The sequence below is a fragment of the Pseudomonas sp. KH_021 genome, assembly GCF_057838865.1.
Window position 1 is genome coordinate 5,827,379 of the sequence record NZ_CM174477.1, and the last position, 20,076, is coordinate 5,847,454.

A 20,076-nucleotide genomic window follows, 5' to 3' on the forward strand; every position below is an offset into this window, starting at 1 on the left:
GGCAGAGCTTAGACCGCTGTACAAAAAATCGCAAATTGCGATTGTTTATGTTTCTGACAAACCCGTTAAATCCGCTCCCACAGGGGCTTGTCTGCAACCTGAAGCAGTCGCAACCTCTTGATAACTTGATCCCAGAGCCCAAGATAACGTCATATCCCGTTCTCTCTGGAAACCCTCCATGACCGACCCACTGCTAATCCCCTGCCCTCACTGCAACGGCCTCAACCGCATCCCCGCCGACCGTCTCAGCGATCAGCCCAAGTGCGGGCGCTGCAAGGCGCCGGTATTGCTGGGCAAGCCCTTTGAACTCAAGCAAGGCGATTACGCCAGCCAGATCAAGGGCGATCTGCCGTTGTTGATTGATGTCTGGGCTGATTGGTGCGGGCCGTGCAAGTCGTTTGCACCGGTGTTCGAAGAGGCGGCCGCGCAATTGTCGGGCCGTTGCCGGCTGGCCAAGCTCGACAGCGAGGCTAACCAGCAACTCTCGGCGCAGTTGGGGATTCGCTCGATTCCCAGCCTGATCCTGTTCAAGAATGGCCGGGAAGTGGCACGCCAGAGTGGCGCCTTCCCGCTGCCGCAATTGCTCGCCTGGCTGGGCAGCCAAGGCGTCTGAGTCAGGCGTTTTCCAGCAGGCTGTGCAGCTCGATGAACTGCAGGGTCAGCTTGTGCCGCGGGTCGAGGTGGATCAGCGGCAGGCTGGCCTGGTGCGATTCGCGCATTTTTACCGAGCTGTTGAGGTAAACCGGCAGCACCGGCATGCCTTCGGCGATCAACTCGTCAAGCATCTGCTGGGGCAGGCTGGCACGGGACTGGAACTGATTGACGACAATGCCCTCCACCGCCAGATCTTCGTTGTGGTCTTCCTTGAGCTCTTCGATTTCCGCCAGCAGGCCGTAGAGCGCCTGGCGTGAAAAACTGTCGCAGTCGAAAGGAATAAGCACGCGATCAGCGGCAATCAGCGCCGATATTGCGTAAAAATTCAGGGCAGGCGGGGTATCCAGATAAATGCGGTCGTAGTCCTCGGCCAGCTCATCCAGCAGTTTGCGCAGCTTGTTGATCTTGTGCTTGGCTTCAAGCTTGGGCTGCAGATCCGCCAGTTCTCGCGTGGCTGTCACTACATGGAGGTTATCGAACGGCGTTTCATAGATATCGACCTTATTCTTCTTGGCGAACGGCCCGGAAGACAGCGTCTGCTTGAAGAAGTCGGCGATGCCCATCGGGATATCGGCCCCGGTCAACCCCGTCAGATACTGGGTGGAGTTGGCCTGGGCATCCAGATCGATCAATAGCGTCCGATAGCCTTCGCTGGCACTGACCGCCGCCAGGTTGCAGGCGATGCTCGACTTGCCCACGCCGCCTTTCTGATTGAATACCACGCGCCGCATGAAATAGAACTCCGTGTTCCTGAGGATGGCCGAGTGTAGTGGGCCGCGCAGTGAATAAGCCAGCACCGTCGGGCCTTTAGGTATTGAACTGTCGAACGGCCAACGGGTCTGTGTATTCAACCAACATTTGCTACCAGCAAGCCTCACCCGGATAATGCCTGCACTCGGCGATTGAGCCATGCCATGGTTGGTATCGCCCCGAGCCTCTCCCTTGGCATGGACGTCTACACGGCGGGAAGTACACGATTTGATCACATTCAACATCGCGCGATGGCGCGCTTGGGCGCCGGGCCTTGAGTCAGACGCAGATTGGCTGCGCTGGTTCCAGACGCCTGTCCCCATCGATGACACCCAGTCAGCCCCCGACGTATCGTTTTTACCGGCCATGCAACGGCGCCGCCTGGGCCGCCTGGCTCGCATGGCCTTCAGCGTTGGCTGGCCACTGGCCGAAGACCTTGAACGCTTGCCGCTGGTGTTTGTGTCCCGTCATGGTGAAACGCCACGCACCTTCGACATCCTCAAGGACCTGGCAACGGGTCAACCCCTGTCTCCGACCCAGTTCAGCCTCTCGGTTCACAATGCCGTGATCGGCCTGTGGTCGATCCTGCGCGGGGAAACCAGCGAGATGACCGCCTTGGCCGCCACCGGCGATGGCCTGGAGCACGGCCTGCTCGAAGCCGCAGGGTTGATGGCCGACGGCGCCCCTGCCGTGCTGGTGGTCATCGCCGAAGAACAGCCCCCCGAAGCCTATCGCCAATGGATCGATGACGTGCCCTTCGCCTACGCTGTCGGCCTATTGGTCACCCCTGGGGATCAATGGCAATTGCACCTGGGCCGCACCGATGAAGACATCGCCCCCGAGCGCCTGCCCCATGCCCTGAGCCTGCTGCGCTGCCTGCAAACCGATACGCCAACCTGCCAACATCATTGGGGGCGCCGCGAATGGACATGGCAGCGCAACCGCTGAACGGCCGTCGCGACGCCTACTATTGGCGCCTGCTGGCCACGGCCCTGAGCTTCGCCCTGTTTGGGCTGGGCGGGCTATGCCTGCGCGTGCTGGTGTTCCCCTTGCTGTCGTGCCTGCCCGGCGATGCCCAGGCCCACCAGCGCCGCGCCCGCCATACCATCAGTTGGCTGTTCTGGTTGTTCGTGCGCTTCATGAACCGCAGCGGCGTACTCACCTACAGCATCACCCACCCCGAGCGGCTCGGCCGCCCCGGGCAAATGGTCATCGCCAACCACCCATCACTGATCGATGTGGTGTTTCTGATCGGGCTGATGCGCAAGGCCAACTGCGTGGTCAAGCAAGGCCTGTGGCAGAACCCCTTTACCGGCAGGCCGGTACGCGACGCCGGCTACATCAGCAACGACGGCAGCATGGACATGCTCGACACCGCGGTGGCCGCACTGCAAGGTGGCCAGACCCTGATCATTTTCCCCGAAGGCACCCGTACCCCGCCCGGCCAGCCACCCGCCTTTCATCGCGGCGCGGCCGCAATCGCCTTGCGGGGTGCGAGAATCATCACCCCCGTGACGATCAAGGTCAGCCCGACCACGCTGACCAAAGCCGAACCCTGGTATCGCATCCCCTTGCGCCGCGTGCATTTCAGCCTGCACGTGGGCACCGATATCGACCCGCAGACCTTCGCCGCAACAGGCCCGCCGCCGCAGGCCTCGCGCAAGTTGAATGACTTTTTGCACCACTATTTCATAAAGGAGCTCGCCGAAGATGAGCGATCTGAACCCGGAACTCACCCGTGAAATCAAGCTGCTGATCATCGATGCCCTGGGGCTTGAAGACATCAGTGAAAGTGACATCGACAACGAACAGACCCTGTTCGGCGAAGGCTTGGGCCTTGATTCGGTCGATGCCCTGGAGCTCGGCCTGGCGATCCAGAAACGTTATGGCATCAAGATCGATGCCGACGCCAAGGACACTCGTTCGCACTTCTCCAACGTGGCCAGCCTTGCAGCTTTCGTCACCGCTAAACAGGCCGCCTGAGACAGCACCATGCAAACCCGTGATGACATCTTCAACACCCTGCGCAGCGCCCTGGTGGAACTGTTCGAGATCGAACCTGAGCGTATTTCCCTGGAATCGAACCTGTACCAGGACCTGGAAATCGACAGCATCGATGCGGTCGATCTGATCGACCATATCAAGCGCCAGACGGGCAAAAAGATCAGCGCCGAGGACTTCAAGTCCGTGCGCACGGTCAACGACGTGGTCGAGGCTGTTTATCGACTGGTCCAACCTGCGGCATGAAGCGACTGCTTGGCCTGGGCATTGTGCTGGCGGGCATCCTGTACCCGTTTGCGGTGCATTTCGGCATGGCTCATTTCGCCCCATGGCAGTTTGCCCTGCTGCTGGGCGGCCTGTGGCTGGGGCGCGTCTTGACCGGCGCCGGGCAGCCCGGTAATCGCTGGATGGCCTTGGTGGCCCTGGTTTTTTGCGGCGTGCTGGCATTGGCCAACAGCCCGCAATTGCTGCGTTGGTACCCGGTGTTGATCAACAGCTTTATGCTCGCCCTGTTCGGCTTGAGCCTGAAGGTCGGCCCACCGCTGGTCGAGCGCCTGGCTCGCCTGCGCGAGCCAGACCTGCCGCCTGCGGCTATCCGCTACACCCGCCAGGTCACCCAGGTTTGGTGCCTGTTTTTCCTGGGCAACGGCCTGATCGCCAGCGCCCTGACCCTATGGGCCCCGCTGGACTGGTGGACGCTCTACAACGGCGTGATCGCCTACGCCCTGATGGGCCTGCTGTTTGCGGCCGAATGGCTGACAAGACAACGTGTACGAGAACGCTCATGAAATGGATTGCCCTTGAGCATCTATTGGTCGAGGCCCACCCAGGCCGGCCTGTCACCTTCGCACCGACCCTGGACCACACCGGGCTGCGCGAACAGGCCCTGCGCCTGGCAGGTGGCCTGAAGGCCCGCGGTATCCGCCACTTGGCCGTGCATCTGGAAGATGCCGGCGAGCTGGCCATCGCCCTGCTCGGTGCCTGGCATGCCGGCGCCCAGGTGCTGTTGCCCGCCGACCTGCAACCGCAAACCCGCCAGCGCTGGGATGACGATGTGCAACTGTGGCTCAGCGATTTGCCCCAGGACTGCCGCCTCAGCAGCCTCTACGCCGAGCCCTTGCCCGCCACGGCCCTGGACCTGGACGCTATCCGGGTGAGCCTGTGTACTTCAGGCTCCAGCGGCGAACCCAAGCGCATCGACAAAAACCTGCGCCAACTGGCCAATGAAATCTTTGCACTCGAACAACTCTGGGGACAGTCACTGGGTGATGCCTGCATCATCGGCAGTGTCGCCACCCAGCACATCTACGGCCTGCTGTTCCGGGTGCTCTGGCCGCTGTGTGCCGGGCGCGGTTTTGTCAGGCGCCAACTGCCGTTCCCGGAAGACCTGCAATGCGCAAGCCTTGAGCACTCAAGCTTCGCCTGGGTCGCCAGCCCCGCCCTGCTCAAGCGCATGGGCGACAACCTCGATTGGCCGGCCCTGAGCCAGGTACGGCGGGTATTCTCTTCAGGCGGTGAGCTGCCTGCGACAGCTGCGGCGTTGCTGGAACAACGCCTTGGACAGTGGCCGACGGAAATCCTCGGCAGCTCCGAAACCGGCGGCATCGCCTGGCGCCAGGGCCCCGCGCTGTGGCAACCCTTTGCCGGCGTACGACTGAGCCAGAGCCCGGACGGCGCCCTGCAAATCCAATCCCCTTACCTTCCCACGGAGCACGTGGAGCAAACCTCGGACGCCGCCGAAATGGCGAGCGACGGGCGTTTTCGCCTGCTGGGCCGACTGGACCGGATCGTCAAACTGGAAGAAAAGCGCATCGCCCTGCCGCTGCTCGAGCAGGCCCTGCTGGCGCATGACTGGGTCAGCGACGCCCGCCTTGGCGTAGTGCAAGAGCGTCGCGCCAGCCTCGGCGCCTTGCTGGTGCTCAGCGCCAGTGGCTTGCAAGCCTTGCGCGAACAAGGCCGACGGGCCCTGACCGAAGCCTTGCGTGAACACCTCTTGCAGCACTGCGAAGCGCTGGCACTGCCTCGGCGCTGGAGGCTGCTGCGTCAATTGCCGTTCAACAGCCAAGGCAAACTGCCCCAAGCGCAGATCAACGCCCTGCTGTTGGCCCCCCGGCCGCAGGCGCCAGAAGTGCTAAGCCATACCACGGCCGCTGACGGACAGCACTGGACGTTGCACGTCCCCCATGACCTGGCCGTGTTCAGCGGCCACTTCGCCCATGCACCGGTCCTGCCGGGCGTGGTGCAAGTCGACTGGGCCATGCAGCTGAGCGACCAACACCTGGTACCTGGCGCCCGCTTTGTCGGCATGGAAGTCCTGAAATTCCAGCACCTGGTACGCCCTGGCGACACGCTGGAACTGACCCTGCGTTTCGAGCCTACACGCGGCAAACTCTATTTCAGTTATCGCAACGAGACAGGCGCAGCCTGCTCCAGCGGCCGCATTCTGTTGGAGGCCATCGATGCATAAGCCCTGCGCGGTGATTCCGGTCTACAACCACGAACGGGCGGTGCCGGCTGTCGTCGCCGAATTAATCCGCGCCGGCCTGCCCTGTGTACTGGTCGATGATGCCAGCAGCCCGGCCTGCGCCAGGGTGCTTGAGCAACTGGCCGAACAGCCGCAGGTGTTTCTCAAGCGCCTGCCGGTCAATCAGGGCAAGGGCGGGGCGGTGATGGCCGGGCTACGCGAAGCGGCAAGGCTGGGTTTCAGCCACGCCCTGCAAGTGGACGCCGACGGCCAGCACGACCTGCAGGACGTGGCGCGCTTTATCGAAACCTCGCGCACTTATCCACAGGCGCTGATTTGCGGTTATCCACAATTCGACGCCAGTGTCCCCAAGGGCCGGCTGTACGCTCGCTACCTGACGCACGTTTGGGTCTGGATCAACAGCCTGTCGCTGCGCATCCCCGACTCGATGTGCGGTTTTCGGGTGTATCCGCTGCCCGTCGTCCTGCCACTGATCAATTCGGTCAAGCTCGGCAAGCGCATGGACTTCGACCCGGAGATCCTCGTGCGCCTGGCCTGGCGCAATCAGCCGATGCAATGGCTGGCCACCCGAGTGCATTACCCGCAGGACGGCCTCTCACACTTTCGCCTGTTCCACGACAACGCCCTGATTTCCAAAATGCACACCAAGCTGTTCTTCGGCATGTTGCTGCGTTTCCCCCTGATCCTCTGGCGCAGGTATCACTCATGAGCACCTCAGAGCACTGGGCTGAGCAGCAGGAGCGTGGCAGCTTCTGGCTGATGAAACTGACCGCCGCCAGCGTGAAGCTGCTAGGGCGTCGGGTGCTGAGCCCGGTGCTACATGGCATCGTGCTGTACTTTTTCCTGTTCGGCCGCCGCGCCCGGCACAGCGCCTGGCAATACCAGAGCCGCCTGGCCCAATGGAGCGGACAAACGCAATTGCGCCCTTCCCACAGACGCGTGTTCGCGCAGTTCATGGCCTTTGCCGATGCCCTGCTGGACAAGCTCGATGTCTGGAATGGCAAGCTGGGCATAGAACAGATCGAAATCATCGACCCCAGCCATCTGCGCCCGCAACTGCGCGGCACACGCGGGCAGATGCTGGTGGGCGCTCACCTGGGCAATCTTGAGGTTTGCCGGGCACTGGCCGAACTGGGTGAGCAGGTGACCATGAACGTGCTGGTACATACCCGCCATGCCGAGCGCTTCAATCGCTTGCTCGGTGAAGCCGGTGCGACCCACCTGCGCCTGATCCAGGTCAGCGAACTGGACCCGGCGATCATGCTGCAACTCAGCCAGCGCCTGGACGACGGCGAATGGCTGGCGATTGCCGGCGACCGTATCCCGCTGCACGGCGGGCGCACCGTACAAGCCGATTTTCTCGGCCACCCGGCGGCCTTCCCGCAGGGCCCATGGCTACTGGCCGGGCTGCTCAAATGCCCGATCAATCTGATGTTCTGCCTCAAGCAGCAAGGCCGCTACCAGGTGACCCTGGAGCCGTTCGCCGACGCCATCACGTGGCGACGCAGCGAGCGCGAACAGGTCATCGCCCACTGGGCCGGCCTCTATGCCGAGCGCCTGGGCCACTACTGCCTGCAGGCACCCGAGCAATGGTTCAATTTCTACCCTTTCTGGAAGACCGATGACGACGTATCCGCTTGAGCCGGTCCTGTTCGGCCCGCTCCCTCTAAACATCGAAGACGTCCAGGCCTTGGCCCAGCGCCAGGCCTCGCCACAGCTTGAAGCCGACCCGGCCTATCGGGAAAGCATTGCCAAGGGCGCGCGCTTTCTCGACACCCTGCTCGACAAGGAAGGCGTGATCTATGGCGTCACCACCGGCTACGGCGATTCTTGCGTGGTCGCGGTGCCGCTGGAGCATGTCGAAGCCTTGCCACGCCACCTCTACACCTTCCACGGTTGTGGCCTGGGCAAGCTGTTGGATGCACCGGCCACCCGCGCCGTGCTCGCCGCCCGTCTGCAGTCGCTGTGCCACGGTGTGTCCGGGGTGCGAGTGGAGCTGCTGGAGCGGCTCCAGGGCTTTCTGCAACACGACGTCCTGCCGTTGATTCCCGAAGAAGGCTCGGTAGGCGCCAGTGGCGACCTGACGCCGTTGTCCTATGTGGCCGCCACGCTGTCCGGTGAACGCGAGGTGCTGTATCGCGGCGAGCGGCGCAGTGCCCTTGAGGTTCACCGCGAACTGGGCTGGACGCCACTGGTGTTGCGCCCCAAGGAAGCCCTGGCACTGATGAACGGCACGGCCGTCATGACCGGGCTTGCCTGCCTGGCCTTTGCCCGCGCTGATTACCTGCTCAAGCTGGCGACGCGCATCACGGCGCTGAATGTCATTGCGCTGGAGGGTAACCCTGAGCACTTTGACGAGCGCCTGTTTGCCGCCAAGCCGCACCCCGGCCAACTGCAGGTGGCCGCCTGGCTGCGCCAGGATCTGGCCATCGACGCCCCGACCGCGCCACTGCATCGCCTGCAAGACCGCTACTCACTGCGTTGCGCCCCCCATGTGCTCGGCGTGCTGGCCGACAGCCTGGGCTGGTTGCGCAGTTTTATCGAAACCGAACTCAACAGCGCCAACGACAACCCGATCATTGACGCCGAAGCCGAGCGGGTACTGCACGGCGGGCACTTCTATGGCGGCCATATCGCCTTTGCCATGGACAGCCTCAAGACCCTGGTGGCCAACGTTGCCGACCTGCTCGACCGCCAGCTCGCCCTGCTGGTGGACGTGCGCTACAACCACGGCCTGCCCAGCAATCTGTCTGGCGCATCAGCAGACCGGGCCATGCTCAATCACGGCTTCAAGGCCGTGCAGATCGGCGCCAGCGCCTGGACCGCCGAAGCCTTGAAAGGGACCATGCCAGCCAGCGTGTTTTCCCGCTCTACCGAATGCCATAACCAGGACAAGGTGAGCATGGGCACCATCGCCGCCCGTGACGCAATACGGGTGCTGGAACTGACCGAGCAAGTCGCTGCCGCCACCCTGCTCGCCGCCAACCAAGGCGTCTGGTTACGCCAGCGCAACACGCAGGCACGCCCGCTGCCAGCACCGCTGGCCGCCATGCACGAGCAGCTGCTGCAAGACTTCACCCCGGTCATCGAAGACCGTGCCCTGGAAGGCGAGCTGCGCCTGTGCCTGCAACGAATCGCCGAACGGCACTGGAGGCTGCATGCGTAGTGGGGGTGTATTGCACGTCGATACCGAAGTGCTGGTGCCGTTTTTCGACATCGACACGATGGATGTGGTTTGGCACGGTCACTACGTCAAGTATCTGGAAATCGCCCGGTGTGCGCTGCTGGACAGGCTGGATCACAACTACCTGCAAATGCGCGAGTCCGGCTATGCGTGGCCGGTGATCGACCTGCAATTGCGCTATATCCGTGGCGCGACCTTCGGCCAGCGCCTACGGGTTCGAGCAAGCCTGGTGGAGTGGGAGAACCGCCTGAAGATCCACTACCTGATCAGCGATGCGGCCACCGGCGAACGCATGACCCGCGCCAGCTCCGTACAGGTGGCGGTGCATCTCGCCAGCGGCGAGATGCAGCTGGCCTCCCCTGCTGTGTTTGTCGATGCCGTCCAGCAGGCCTTGGCATGAGGCTGGGCTTACGCATGCTCTGCGCGTTCAGTCTGCTGGCCTGCGCTACCGTCGCCCAGGCCTTTGACCTCAAGGACTTGCAAGCACAGCTGGCCCGACCTGCCGTGATCCATGGCCCCTTCACCCAGGAAAAACACCTGCGCGCACTGGCGCAACCCCTGCTGAGCAAGGGCAACTTTGTGTTGGCCAAGGACCGCGGCCTGCTCTGGTTGCTCAAGACACCCGTGCAACAGGACTACCGCATCGACTCCCAAGGCATCTCGCGCCGTGACCCCAGCGGCTGGCAGCGCCTGCCCGGCAAAACGGCTTCCGCCCAGCAAAACCAACTGTTTTTCGCCGTGCTGCGAGGCGACAACAGGGGCCTTGAGCGCGACTTCGAACTCGCCTTGCAAGGCGATGCCAAGCACTGGCAACTGCACTTGACACCGCGCTCCATGCTGCTCAAGCAGATCTTCACCGGCATCAACATCAGCGGCGCCGACTTTGTCGAACGCATCGAACTGTTGGAAACCCAAGGCGACAGCACTGTGCTGCTGATGCCGGCCAGCACCAGCGCTGCCAGCTTGAGCCCTGAGGAGCAGCACGACTTTGCCGACTGAACGCCTGCTGCCACGCCTGTTTCTGTTGTTGTTGCTCGGCGTCTGCGCCTTGGCCGGCTGGCAGTGGCACGCCAGCGCCCCTGTCACGGCCGACCTGATGCAATTGGTGCCGGGCGCAACGCCCGATCCGTTGGAGCAACGCGCCGAACAACGCATGCAGGAGCCGCTCAATCGGGAAATGCTGGTGCTGGTCGGGCATGTCGATCGTGCCCAGGCCATCGCCGTCGCCCAGCGCCTGGGCGAGCAATGGCAAGCCACTGGGCTGTTCGAAAAGGTCCAGTGGAGCTTGCAGGCCGACTTGCCCGCCTTGCGCACACAACTGCTGCAAGGTCGCCTGGCCCTGTTGCCGGCAGTTGACCGCAAACTGCTCATCGAACAACCCCAGGCGTTTATCGAACAACGCTTGCAAACCCTTTATGACCCCTTCGCCTTCAGCCTGGTGGCCAGCCAAGACGACTGGCTTGGCCTGACTGGGCGCATCCAGAACAATCAGGCGCAACCGGCCAGCGTGCAATTGGACCTGGGCAGCGGCGCACTGGTGGCCGAGGCCGATGGCAAGCAATGGGTGTTGCTGCGGGCCCGCACCCTGGGCAACGCCTTCGACATGCAGTTGCCGCTCAAGGTCGCCGACCTATTGGCCGATGCGCGCCAGCAAGCCCAGGCGGACGACGCTCAACTGCTGGCCGCCAGCGGCCTGCTGTACGCGGCCAACGGCCAGCGCCAAGCGAGTCGCGAGATCAGCTGGGTAGGCGGCGGTGCCACGCTCGGCATTCTTCTGATGCTGCTGTTGGCCTTTCGCCGCCTGGGCGTGCTGTTGGCGTTCGTGCCGGTGCTGGTCGGCATGCTGGTGGGCACCACCGCCTGCATCGCGCTGTTCGGCCAGATCCATGTGATGACCCTGGTGTTAGGCTCAAGCCTGATCGGCGTGGCCATCGATTACCCGCTGCACTACCTGTCCAAAAGCTGGAGCCTGAAACCCTGGCGCAGTTGGCCCGCATTGCGCATCACCTTGCCAGGCCTGAGCCTGAGCCTGGTTACCAGTTGCATCGGCTACCTGGCGCTGGCCTTCACGCCCTTCCCGGCCCTGACCCAGATCGCCATCTTTTCAGCCGCCGGGCTGATCGGCGCCTACCTGTGCGCGGTCTGCCTGCTGCCGGCCTTGCTTGAGCGAGTCGAATTGCAACCGGCCGCCTGGCCGCTGCGAGTGGCCCAGGCGTTGGTACGCTTACGCGAGAACGTAATCCGCAAGCTAGGCAATCTTGTGTTGCTGCTTGGGGTGTTGCTGTTCTGCGGCATCGGCGTGTGGCAACTGGAAACCCGCAACGACATTCGCCAATGGGTTGGTACCCCACCCCCATTGCTCGAAGAGGCCCAAGCCATCGCCCGCATCACGGGTTTTCAGCCGACCAGTCAGTTCTTTCTGGTACGCGCCGCCAACCAACAGCAACTGCTGGAACGTCTGGGCAGTTTGAGCGACCGCCTGGGGCAGCTTGTCAGCCTGGACAAACTGCAAGGCTTTATGAGCCTTGATCAACTGGTCACCAGCACCTCTGAGCAACAGCGCTTGCGCACGGCCTTGGCTGAGCTGCCAGGGCACTGGCAGCCTTTGCTCGCCGCAGGCTTGCCGCTCCCCGCCTTGCAGGCCGAACTGTCGCAGCTGCAAGCGCTGCCTGCGCTGAATATCGAACAGGCCCTGGCCGGGCCCTTGGGTGAACCGTGGCGCATGCTGTGGCTGGGTGACAGTGGCGACGGCGTGGCCGCGATGGTCAGCCTGCGCGGCCTGAACGACACCGCCTTGCTGAAGGTACAGGCTGAAGACCTGGAGGGGGTGAAGCTGGTGGACCGCTTGGGCGAGCTGAACCAGGTGTTTGCCGATACCCAACTCAGCGCCGCTGAACTCAAGCTGTTGTCTTGCGTGTTGATTGTGCTGCTGTTGCTGCTGCCTTTTGGACTGGGTGGCGCCCTGCGCATCGTTGCCCTGCCTCTACTCGCGGCGCTGTGCAGCTTGGCAAGCCTGGGCTGGATGGGGCAGCCGTTGACGCTGTTCAGTCTGTTCGGCCTGCTGCTGGTCACGGCCATCAGCGTCGATTACGCGATTTTAATGCGCGAACAGGTCGGCGGCGCGGCCGTCAGCCTGCTCGGTACGTTGCTGGCGGCCACCACGACCTGGCTGTCGTTCGGCCTGTTGGCAGTCTCAAGCACCCCTGCGGTCAGTAACTTTGGCCTCGCCGTCAGCCTGGGCCTGGCCTTCAGCTTTCTGCTCGCACCCTGGGCGGCCAAGCGCCAGCCTCTGGAGGCGAGCGCATGATGGTTCTAGCGTTCTGGGCCTTGGCGTTGCTGCTGTTTGCCACGGCAACTCTGATCGGCCGCCGGCTGGGCTTGATCCCGATTGTCAGCCAGCTGCTGCTGGCCACCCTTGGCCTGCCGCTGCTGATGCTGTTCTGGATCGAGCCGCACTGGCAACTGAGCGGTGCACAACTGGTTGCACCGGTCTGGCTAAAAACCCTCTACGGGCTGGGCTTTGCCCTCTTGCTGGGGCAGATTCTGGGCGATGTGATCGACCTTAAACTGGAACGCCAGAGCCTCAAGATCGCCCTGCCCAGCTTTGCCGTGCCCTTTGCCTGCGGGCTGGCCTGCGCCCTCTGGCTGCTGCCTGCGCAGCCTTGGCTTAACAGCCTCGCGCTAGGCCTGGTGTTTGCCATTACCGCTATCCCGGTGCTGTACCTGTATTTGCGGCATATCGACTATCCCCCGGCCGCCACCCGCAGGCTGTTGCAGGCCGCGATTCTGATTGACCTCACCTGCTGGACACTGTTTGGCCTGGGCCAAGGCAGCCTACAGCCATCGAGCCTGATGTTGCCGTTGGCGTGCGCGGTGCTCCCTTGGCTGCTGCATGCGTTGGGGCTGCGTCGACCTTGGGTTTATGGTTTGGTTTTCTTCGCCCTGCTGTTTATCGCCGAGCATTACCGGCTCAATGCGCTGTTGGTGGGTATTGGCTACTTGTTGTGCCTGGGCTGGCTAAAGCTGCCCCTGCGCCTACCGTTCAAGCCCGAACACTGGCTGCGCCTGCAATCGAGCGTAGCGGTTCCGCTGGTGCTGACGTTCGGCATCGTTCAGATCGATTTCCACCAGGCACTTCAAGCGTTCCACGCCTGGCAATTCGCCGCCCTGTTGTTGCTGCCCATCCTCAGTAAATTGCTCGGCAACTGGCTGGGGCTGCGCTGGGCCGGGCCTTCGTTTGTCGGGGCCAGCCGCTGGCGCGAAAGCCTGCTGCTGAATATTCGCGGCTTGAGCGAAATCATTTTCCTCAACCTGCTGCTGCAACAAGGCCTGATCAGCCCTGCGCTGTACCTGGCCCTGATGACCATGGGCCTGTGCGCCACCTTGTTGCCAGCCCTGGCCGGTATTCATCGGCCGCCCATACTATGTCCAGAACCGGCCAGGAGCCGTCATGCCGAACAGTGAAATGGAATATCGCAGCGTCGTCATCATCGGCGCAGGACCGGCAGGGGCCATTGCCGCGGCACTACTCAAGCGGCGCGGACACGATGTCCTCGTGGTCGAGCGACAGCGCTTTCCGCGCTTTTCCATCGGCGAAAGCCTGCTCTGCCATTGCCTGGATTTCGTCGAAGAAGCGGGCATGCTCCAGGCCGTGCAGGCGGCGGGTTTCCAGCTCAAGAACGGCGCGGCGTTCGCCTGGAAGGATTGCTACAGCGCCTACGATTTTGGCGACACGTTCAGCAACGGCAAGCCCACCACCTTTCAGGTGCAGCGTGCCGACTTCGACCAGTTGCTGGCCGATGAGGCCGAGCGCCAAGGGGTGGAAATTCGCTACGAAGAAGAGATCGTCAGCGTCGACTTCAGCCGCGCCAAGCCGCAGCTGCAAGTCCGTCGCAGCAACGCCAGCACCTACTCCCTGCAAGCCGACTTCGTGCTCGATGCCAGCGGCTACGGCCGAGTGCTGCCACGTCTGCTGGAACTTGAAGCACCGTCAAACTTCCCGGTGCGCCAGGCGGTGTTCACCCATATTGAAGACCGCATCGAAAACCCGGCCTTCGACCGGGAAAAAATCCTCGTCACCGTGCACCCGCAGCACAGCGATATCTGGTTCTGGACCATCCCCTTCAGCAATGGCCGCTGCTCCCTGGGCGTGGTCGCTGCACGGGAGCATTTCACTGAGACCGGCGACGATCTGGATGCCTGTCTCAAAGCCTTTGTCGCACAAACCCCAAGCCTGCAAAAAACCCTGGAAAACGCTGTCTGGGATACCCCGGCGCGCTCCATCGGCGGCTATGCGGCCAACGTCAAAAGCCTGCACGGGCCGGGCTTTGCCCTGCTGGGCAATGCGGCCGAATTTCTCGACCCGGTGTTTTCCTCCGGCGTCACCATCGCCATGCGTTCGGCCAGCATGGCGGCCGCCCTGCTTGACCGCCAGCTCAAGGGTGAAACGGTCGATTGGCAGGTTGAGTTTGCCGCGCCGCTCAAGCGCGGCGTCGATACTTTCCGCGCCTATGTGCAGGGGTGGTATGACGGCCGCTTCCAGGATGTGATCTTCCATCCGGGCAGTTCGGTCGAAATCCGCCGTATGATCAGCTCGATTCTCGCCGGCTACGCCTGGGATGAGCGCAACCCGTTCGTCGCTGAACCCGAACGTCGCCTGAACATGCTCGCCCAGGTCTGTGCAAGGTCACCGGCATGAGCGCGCCGCGCTACCTGAGCGACCACTACGTCGAAGAAACCCGCTTCGGCTTCTGGTTCCTGCGCAGCCACACTTGGCAGCACCATGTATTGCGCGTGGCCATCAATGACCTTGCGCGGCTGATGGGCGACGCACTGCCACACCTGCCGGTGCTGCTCGATGTCGGTTGCGGCCAGGGCAAGTCTTTTCGCCATCTGAACAGCGTGTTTGCACCTGCGCGTCTACTGGGTAGCGACGCCGACCCGCTCAGCCTTGAACTGAGCCTTGAGGAGGCTCGGCGCGAAGGCCTGGACGTGGAACTGCAGGGCGCCGACTGCGCCGCACTGCCTTTGCCCGACGCAAGCGTTGACCTGGTGTTCTGCCACCAGACGCTGCACCACCTGGTGGAGCAGGAAAAAGCCTTGGCCGAGTTCTATCGGGTACTCAAGCCTGGTGGCCATCTGTTGCTGGCCGAGTCGACTGAGGCTTACATTGATACCTGGGTGATTCGCTGGTTGTTCCGCCATCCCATGCAGGTGCAGAAAAGCGCCGGTCAATACCTGCAAATGCTCACCGATCATGGCTTCGAGTTTGCCCCACAGCAGGTCTCCTACCCTTATCTGTGGTGGAGCCGCTCCAGCGATTTCGGCCTGTTCGAACGCCTTGGGCTGCGTCAGCCACCCCCGGTGGGCCAGCGCAAGGAAACACTGGTCAACGTCGTGGCCAGAAAGCCACTGGCAGGTCAGGGTATCGCCGGATGACACGCCTGCTGTTGTTGAGTTGCCTGTTGCTGCTCGGTGCCTGCACCAGCCGCGCGCCCTTGCCCGCGCAGACGCCAACCCTGGCCTTGCCGCTGCAATTGCACGTACAACGCAAGCAAGCTGGCGAACGCCAGGACTGGATGCTGGTCATACAGCGCGAGCAGAACGCTTTGCGCTGGTCGCTGCTGGACTTTCTCGGTATTCCAGCGGCTCGCCAACTGCTCGATGACGGTCACTGGCACGCCGATGGATTGTTGCCGCCCAACCCCCAGGCCCGAGAGATGTTCGCAGCCCTATTGTTTGCCCTGACGCCAGAGGCCCAACTGGCCAAGAGTTATCCACAGGCCCGCCAACAAGGCTCGCTGCGTACCTTGGGAGAACGCTGGCAGGTGAGTTATCAACAGCCCACGATATTTACCGTAACGCTTGAACAAGGGCTGCGTTACGTCGTTAGCCCACTCAATAACGAGACTGCCCCATGACTGCCTTTCTCAATGCCCTTGGGGTTATTTGCGCGCTGGGTGAAGGCCGGGCGCAGGTCAGCCACAGCCTGTTTGCCGGTGATTGCAGCGGCATGCGCGCAGAAGCCGGCTGGGTGCCTGAACGGCAATTGCCGGTGGCTGCCGTGCGCACGGCCTTGCCGGCCCTGCCCGCGGCCCTCGCCCTGCATGAAAGCCGCAACAACCGATTGCTGCTGGCGGCGGCGGTGCAAATTGAAACCGAGCTTCGCGAGGCCATTGCCCGGTACGGCGCCGAACGAGTCGGCATTGTGCTGGGTACCAGCACTTCCGGGATTGATGAAGGCAGCCGCGGCATCGCCGCCTACCTGCAAGACCAGCACTTCCCTGCAAGCTATGACTATCGCCAGCAGGAGCTCAGTGCTCCCGCCAATTTCCTCGCGGACTGGTTGCAGTCGAGCGGCCCGGCCCATGTCATTTCCACCGCCTGCACCTCCAGCGCCCGCGCCCTGATGAGCGCCCGCAGGCTACTGGACATGGGGCTGTGCGATGCAGTGGTGTGCGGCGGTGTCGACAGCCTCTGCCAGCTCACCCTCAATGGTTTCTCGGCGCTGGAGGCGGTCAGTGAACAGCGCTGCAATCCCTTCTCGCGCAACCGCAATGGCATCAACATTGGCGAAGCCGCCGCACTGTTCCTGATGAGCCGCGAAAACTCAGGACCTGGCATTGCCCTGCTGGGCGACGGTGCCAGTTGCGATGCCCACCACATTTCCGCGCCCGACCCGCAAGGCCTTGGCGCTATCGCCGCGATGCGCCAGGCGCTGCAACGGGCCCATCTTGAACCCGAACAGATTGACTACCTGAACCTGCATGGCACGGCGACCGCACACAACGACGCCATGGAAAGCCTGGCGGTGCAGGCGGTATTCCCCACGGGCATCGCCTGTTCTTCGACCAAACCCATGAGTGGCCATACACTGGGCGCCGCTGGCGCGCTGGAAGCGGCGTTCTGCTGGCTGAGCCTGCATGCAGACAATATCGACGGCGCGTTGCCACCCCATGTCTGGGACGCACACGCCGACCCGCAATTGCCCTCGCTCAACCTGATCGATACTAAGGCTCGCCTGCCCCAAGGCAAGGTGCGCCGGCTGATGAGCACCTCCTTTGCCTTCGGTGGCAATAACGTCAGCCTGATACTCGGAGATGCCCCATGATCGCTTGGCCAATCGCCGAACTGGTGCCCCATAGCGGTGACATGATTCTGATCGATGCCGTCGAGTCGTTCGACGAAGAGCAGATCTACACGCGCCTGACTGTCCGCCCTGACGGCCCGTTCAACCGCCCCGACGGCAGCCTGCCCGCCTGGATCGGGGTCGAGCTGATGGCCCAGAGTGTGGCCGCCTTCGCCGGTTGCCGGGCGCGCAGCCAAGGCCACCCTGTGCAGTTGGGTTTTTTACTCGGCACGCGCAAATTCGAGTGCAATGTGGAACACTTCCCGGTCGGTAGCGAACTGCACATTCATGCGGTGCGTTCGCTGGAAGACGAAAGCGGCATGGGCATCTTCGAATGTTGCCTGAGCGGCCCCGGCATCCAGGCCGTGGCTCGCCTGAATGTCTTCAGCCCACCCCAAGCCAGCCAATACCTGGCCGACACGCAAACACAGGAACCCCGCCATGACTGAATCCATCCTGGTCACAGGCTCCAGCCGTGGCATCGGCCGCGCCATCGCCTTGCGCCTGGCCCAGGCAGGCTTTGACTTGGTGCTGCATTGCCGCAACGGCCGCGCCGAGGCCGAGGCCGTGCGCGAGGAAGTCCTGGCACTGGGCCGCCAGGCGCGGGTGCTGCAGTTTGATGTCGCCGACCGCGCCGCCTGCGCGACGATCCTGATGGAGGACGTCGAAACCCATGGCGCCTATTACGGCGTGGTCTGCAACGCCGGCCTGACGCGCGACGGCGCCTTCCCGGCGCTGACTGAAGAAGACTGGGACCTGGTACTGCGCACCAACCTGGATGGTTTCTACAATGTCCTGCACCCGGTCATCATGCCGATGATCCGCCGCCGCGCCCCGGGGCGCATCGTTTGCATCACCTCGGTGTCCGGCCTGATCGGCAATCGCGGCCAGGTCAACTACAGCGCCTCCAAGGCCGGCGTGATCGGTGCCGCCAAAGCCTTGGCGATTGAGCTGGGCAAGCGCAAGATCACAGTTAACTGCGTGGCACCGGGATTGATCGACACCGCCATGCTCGACGAACAGGTACCGGTCGAAGAACTGATGAAAATGATTCCCGCCCAGCGCATGGGCACCCCTGAAGAAGTCGCCGGGGCCGTCAACTTCCTGATGTCGGCCGAGGCGGCCTATATCACCCGCCAGGTCCTGGCGGTCAACGGAGGGCTGTGCTGATGAAGCGCGTGGTCGTCACCGGCATGGCCGGCATCACTTCGCTGGGCAATGACTGGGACAGCATCGCAGCGCACTTCGCCGCCAACCGCAGCGGCATCCGGCGCATGGATGAGTGGGACCGTTTCGAGGAGCTGAACACGCGCCTGGCCGGCCCCATCGATGATTTCAAAGTCCCCTCGCAATGGACCCGCAAGCAACTGCGCAGCATGGGCCGGGTATCGCGCCTGGCCGTGGCGGCGGCCGAAAACGCCCTGCGCGATGCGGGCCTGCTCAATGACCCGATCATCCGCGACGGCCGTATGGGCGTGGCCTGCGGCTCGTCCACCGGCAGCACCGACGAGATCAAGGCGTTCGGCAATATGCTGCTCAATTCGGTCGCAGAAGGCCTTAACGCCAACTCCTATGTGCGCATGATGCCGCACACCACGGCCGCCAATATCAGCATCTTCTTTGGCCTGACTGGCCGCCTGATCCCAACCTCAAGTGCCTGCACCAGCGGCAGCCAGGGCATCGGCTATGCCTATGAGGCGATCAAGTTCGGCCGCCTGCCACTGATGCTTGCCGGTGGCGCCGAAGAACTCTGCCCCACCGAAGCCATGGTGTTCGATGCGCTGTATGCCACCAGCCTCAAGAACGACGCCCCGCACACCAGCCCAAGGCCCTACGACGTGGACCGCGACGGCCTGGTGATCGGGGAAGGCGGCGGCATGTTGGTGCTCGAAGAGCTGGAACACGCCCTGGCCCGCGGTGCGACTATCTACGCCGAAATCGTCGGCTTTGGCAGTAATGCCGACGGCCAGCACACCACGCGACCGGAACAGGCCACCATGCGCCGCGCCATGGAGCTGGCCCTGGAAGACGCCAGCCTTGCCGTCGACGCCATTGGCTATGTGAACGGCCACGGCACCGCCACCGAACAGGGTGATATTGCCGAAACCCTGGCCACCAGCAGCCTGTTCGGGCCGCGCATGCCCATCAGCTCGCAGAAGAGCTTCCTGGGCCATACCCTGGGGGCCTGCGGCGCGCTGGAGTCCTGGTTCAGCATCGAGATGATGAATCGCGACCGCTACGTTCACACCTTGAACCTGGATCACGTCGACCCTCGCTGTGGAGAGCTGGATTACTTGTGTGGCGAGTTTCGCAGCATGAGCCATGAGTTCGTGATGAATAACAATTTCGCCTTTGGCGGGGTCAATACCTCGCTGATTTTTCGTCGTTGGGTTTGAGTGTGGCGCCGACCTCACCCTGAGGTGAGGTCGGACCGCGCAGAGGGAAAGGGACTGATCTGCGGGGCATGCCATTTTGGGGGCAGACATGCAGCCCCCACGCAGCCGATACAGAAAGTCGACAACTCATTTCCGCGGTCCCTCTTTGTCGGGAAGACAGAAAGCTTGGAGGATCGAACTTATAAGCGCAATCCATCGGACATAATCATTACTTCAAATACCAGGCGGTTTTTTAAGTTTGCCATGACCACCCAGGCTTGAGAGTTTGCGCAACCGGGCTGATTGTAAAAATTGGATCATCAAGCTGATCCAGTAATCATTTTTGCTTCGCAAAAATCAATTTGATATGACCATGTCAATGACAAGCATCCTGATGTATTCGCTCCGCAGCCTTTCAGGCATCTACGCTTGCAATTTACTTCCCGGGGATTTTAAGTTTGTCCCGACCAACTTACCGACGCCATGCGGCAAGCTAACC

The 20,076-nt window shown here is 62.7% G+C and carries 22 protein-coding genes; 21 read left to right on the top strand and 1 reads right to left on the bottom strand.

All coding sequences use genetic code 11. The features are described 5' to 3' along the window. The first annotated feature begins 178 nt into the window (after positions 1–178). Positions 179–613, top strand: coding sequence for a thioredoxin TrxC (gene trxC / locus AC3IX4_RS26795; RefSeq protein ID WP_489258312.1), 435 nt, complete (start codon positions 179–181; stop codon positions 611–613). A gap of 1 nt (position 614) precedes the next feature. On the opposite strand, the gene AC3IX4_RS26800 is transcribed toward trxC, so the two are convergent. Beyond that, complete coding sequence (locus tag AC3IX4_RS26800; protein WP_489258313.1) at positions 615–1,385, bottom strand: ParA family protein; 771 nt, start codon at positions 1,383–1,385, stop codon at positions 615–617. Positions 1,386–1,632: 247 nt separating this feature from the next. Here AC3IX4_RS26800 and AC3IX4_RS26805 point away from each other — a divergent pair, with 247 nt between their 5' ends. From AC3IX4_RS26805 to AC3IX4_RS26900, 20 genes are read left to right on the top strand one after another with little or no spacing between them, the layout of a single operon-like run. Beyond that, the gene (locus tag AC3IX4_RS26805; protein WP_489258314.1) at positions 1,633–2,352 is read left to right on the top strand and encodes a beta-ketoacyl synthase chain length factor; all 720 of its coding nucleotides are present in this window, start codon (positions 1,633–1,635) and stop codon (positions 2,350–2,352) included. Continuing rightward, complete coding sequence (locus AC3IX4_RS26810; RefSeq protein WP_489258315.1) at positions 2,328–3,146, top strand: lysophospholipid acyltransferase family protein; 819 nt, start codon at positions 2,328–2,330, stop codon at positions 3,144–3,146. Before AC3IX4_RS26805 ends, AC3IX4_RS26810 begins: the two co-directional genes overlap by 25 nt. Then, a complete protein-coding gene (locus AC3IX4_RS26815) occupies positions 3,115–3,387 on the top strand; it encodes a phosphopantetheine-binding protein (protein ID WP_489258316.1) in 273 nt (90 codons plus the stop codon). Before AC3IX4_RS26810 ends, AC3IX4_RS26815 begins: the two co-directional genes overlap by 32 nt. Positions 3,388–3,396: 9 nt before the next feature. After that, complete coding sequence (locus AC3IX4_RS26820) at positions 3,397–3,651, top strand: acyl carrier protein (RefSeq protein WP_489258317.1); 255 nt, start codon at positions 3,397–3,399, stop codon at positions 3,649–3,651. After that, a complete protein-coding gene (locus AC3IX4_RS26825; protein WP_489258318.1) occupies positions 3,648–4,193 on the top strand; it encodes a COG4648 family protein in 546 nt (181 codons plus the stop codon). The genes AC3IX4_RS26820 and AC3IX4_RS26825 overlap by 4 nt, the downstream gene beginning before the upstream one ends. Further along, entirely contained in the window at positions 4,190–5,872 is a 1,683-nt protein-coding gene (locus tag AC3IX4_RS26830) for an ApeI family dehydratase (protein WP_489258319.1), read from the top strand. Before AC3IX4_RS26825 ends, AC3IX4_RS26830 begins: the two co-directional genes overlap by 4 nt. After that, positions 5,865–6,599, top strand: coding sequence for a glycosyltransferase family 2 protein (locus tag AC3IX4_RS26835; RefSeq protein ID WP_489258320.1), 735 nt, complete (start codon positions 5,865–5,867; stop codon positions 6,597–6,599). Before AC3IX4_RS26830 ends, AC3IX4_RS26835 begins: the two co-directional genes overlap by 8 nt. Continuing rightward, on the top strand, positions 6,596–7,531 hold the full coding sequence (locus AC3IX4_RS26840) for a lysophospholipid acyltransferase family protein (RefSeq protein WP_489258321.1): 936 nt from the start codon (positions 6,596–6,598) through the stop codon (positions 7,529–7,531). Before AC3IX4_RS26835 ends, AC3IX4_RS26840 begins: the two co-directional genes overlap by 4 nt. Continuing rightward, entirely contained in the window at positions 7,512–9,056 is a 1,545-nt protein-coding gene (locus tag AC3IX4_RS26845; protein ID WP_489258322.1) for an HAL/PAL/TAL family ammonia-lyase, read from the top strand. The genes AC3IX4_RS26840 and AC3IX4_RS26845 overlap by 20 nt, the downstream gene beginning before the upstream one ends. Then, positions 9,049–9,474: an acyl-CoA thioesterase gene (locus AC3IX4_RS26850; protein ID WP_489258323.1), complete on the top strand. Its 426-nt coding sequence runs from the start codon at positions 9,049–9,051 to the stop codon at positions 9,472–9,474. The genes AC3IX4_RS26845 and AC3IX4_RS26850 overlap by 8 nt, the downstream gene beginning before the upstream one ends. After that, entirely contained in the window at positions 9,471–10,073 is a 603-nt protein-coding gene (locus AC3IX4_RS26855) for an outer membrane lipoprotein carrier protein LolA (RefSeq protein WP_489258324.1), read from the top strand. Before AC3IX4_RS26850 ends, AC3IX4_RS26855 begins: the two co-directional genes overlap by 4 nt. Next, a complete protein-coding gene (locus tag AC3IX4_RS26860) occupies positions 10,045–12,381 on the top strand; it encodes an MMPL family transporter (protein WP_489261378.1) in 2,337 nt (778 codons plus the stop codon). Before AC3IX4_RS26855 ends, AC3IX4_RS26860 begins: the two co-directional genes overlap by 29 nt. Further along, positions 12,378–13,538 (top strand): cation:proton antiporter, encoded by a 1,161-nt coding sequence (locus tag AC3IX4_RS26865; protein WP_489258325.1) that lies wholly within the window; start codon positions 12,378–12,380, stop codon positions 13,536–13,538. The genes AC3IX4_RS26860 and AC3IX4_RS26865 overlap by 4 nt, the downstream gene beginning before the upstream one ends. Then, complete coding sequence (locus AC3IX4_RS26870; protein ID WP_489258326.1) at positions 13,525–14,772, top strand: NAD(P)/FAD-dependent oxidoreductase; 1,248 nt, start codon at positions 13,525–13,527, stop codon at positions 14,770–14,772. The genes AC3IX4_RS26865 and AC3IX4_RS26870 overlap by 14 nt, the downstream gene beginning before the upstream one ends. Beyond that, entirely contained in the window at positions 14,769–15,512 is a 744-nt protein-coding gene (locus AC3IX4_RS26875) for a class I SAM-dependent methyltransferase (RefSeq protein WP_489258327.1), read from the top strand. The genes AC3IX4_RS26870 and AC3IX4_RS26875 overlap by 4 nt, the downstream gene beginning before the upstream one ends. Then, the gene (locus tag AC3IX4_RS26880) at positions 15,509–15,994 is read left to right on the top strand and encodes a hypothetical protein (protein WP_489258328.1); all 486 of its coding nucleotides are present in this window, start codon (positions 15,509–15,511) and stop codon (positions 15,992–15,994) included. Before AC3IX4_RS26875 ends, AC3IX4_RS26880 begins: the two co-directional genes overlap by 4 nt. Next, positions 15,991–17,184, top strand: a complete 1,194-nt coding sequence (locus tag AC3IX4_RS26885) for a beta-ketoacyl-[acyl-carrier-protein] synthase family protein (protein ID WP_489258329.1) — start codon at positions 15,991–15,993, stop codon at positions 17,182–17,184. The genes AC3IX4_RS26880 and AC3IX4_RS26885 overlap by 4 nt, the downstream gene beginning before the upstream one ends. Then, positions 17,181–17,651: a hotdog family protein gene (locus AC3IX4_RS26890; RefSeq protein ID WP_489258330.1), complete on the top strand. Its 471-nt coding sequence runs from the start codon at positions 17,181–17,183 to the stop codon at positions 17,649–17,651. The genes AC3IX4_RS26885 and AC3IX4_RS26890 overlap by 4 nt, the downstream gene beginning before the upstream one ends. Next, positions 17,644–18,372, top strand: coding sequence for a 3-oxoacyl-ACP reductase FabG (gene fabG, locus AC3IX4_RS26895; protein WP_489258331.1), 729 nt, complete (start codon positions 17,644–17,646; stop codon positions 18,370–18,372). The genes AC3IX4_RS26890 and fabG overlap by 8 nt, the downstream gene beginning before the upstream one ends. Next, on the top strand, positions 18,372–19,598 hold the full coding sequence (locus AC3IX4_RS26900; RefSeq protein ID WP_489258332.1) for a beta-ketoacyl-ACP synthase: 1,227 nt from the start codon (positions 18,372–18,374) through the stop codon (positions 19,596–19,598). Before fabG ends, AC3IX4_RS26900 begins: the two co-directional genes overlap by 1 nt. Positions 19,599–20,076: the final 478 nt, after the last annotated feature.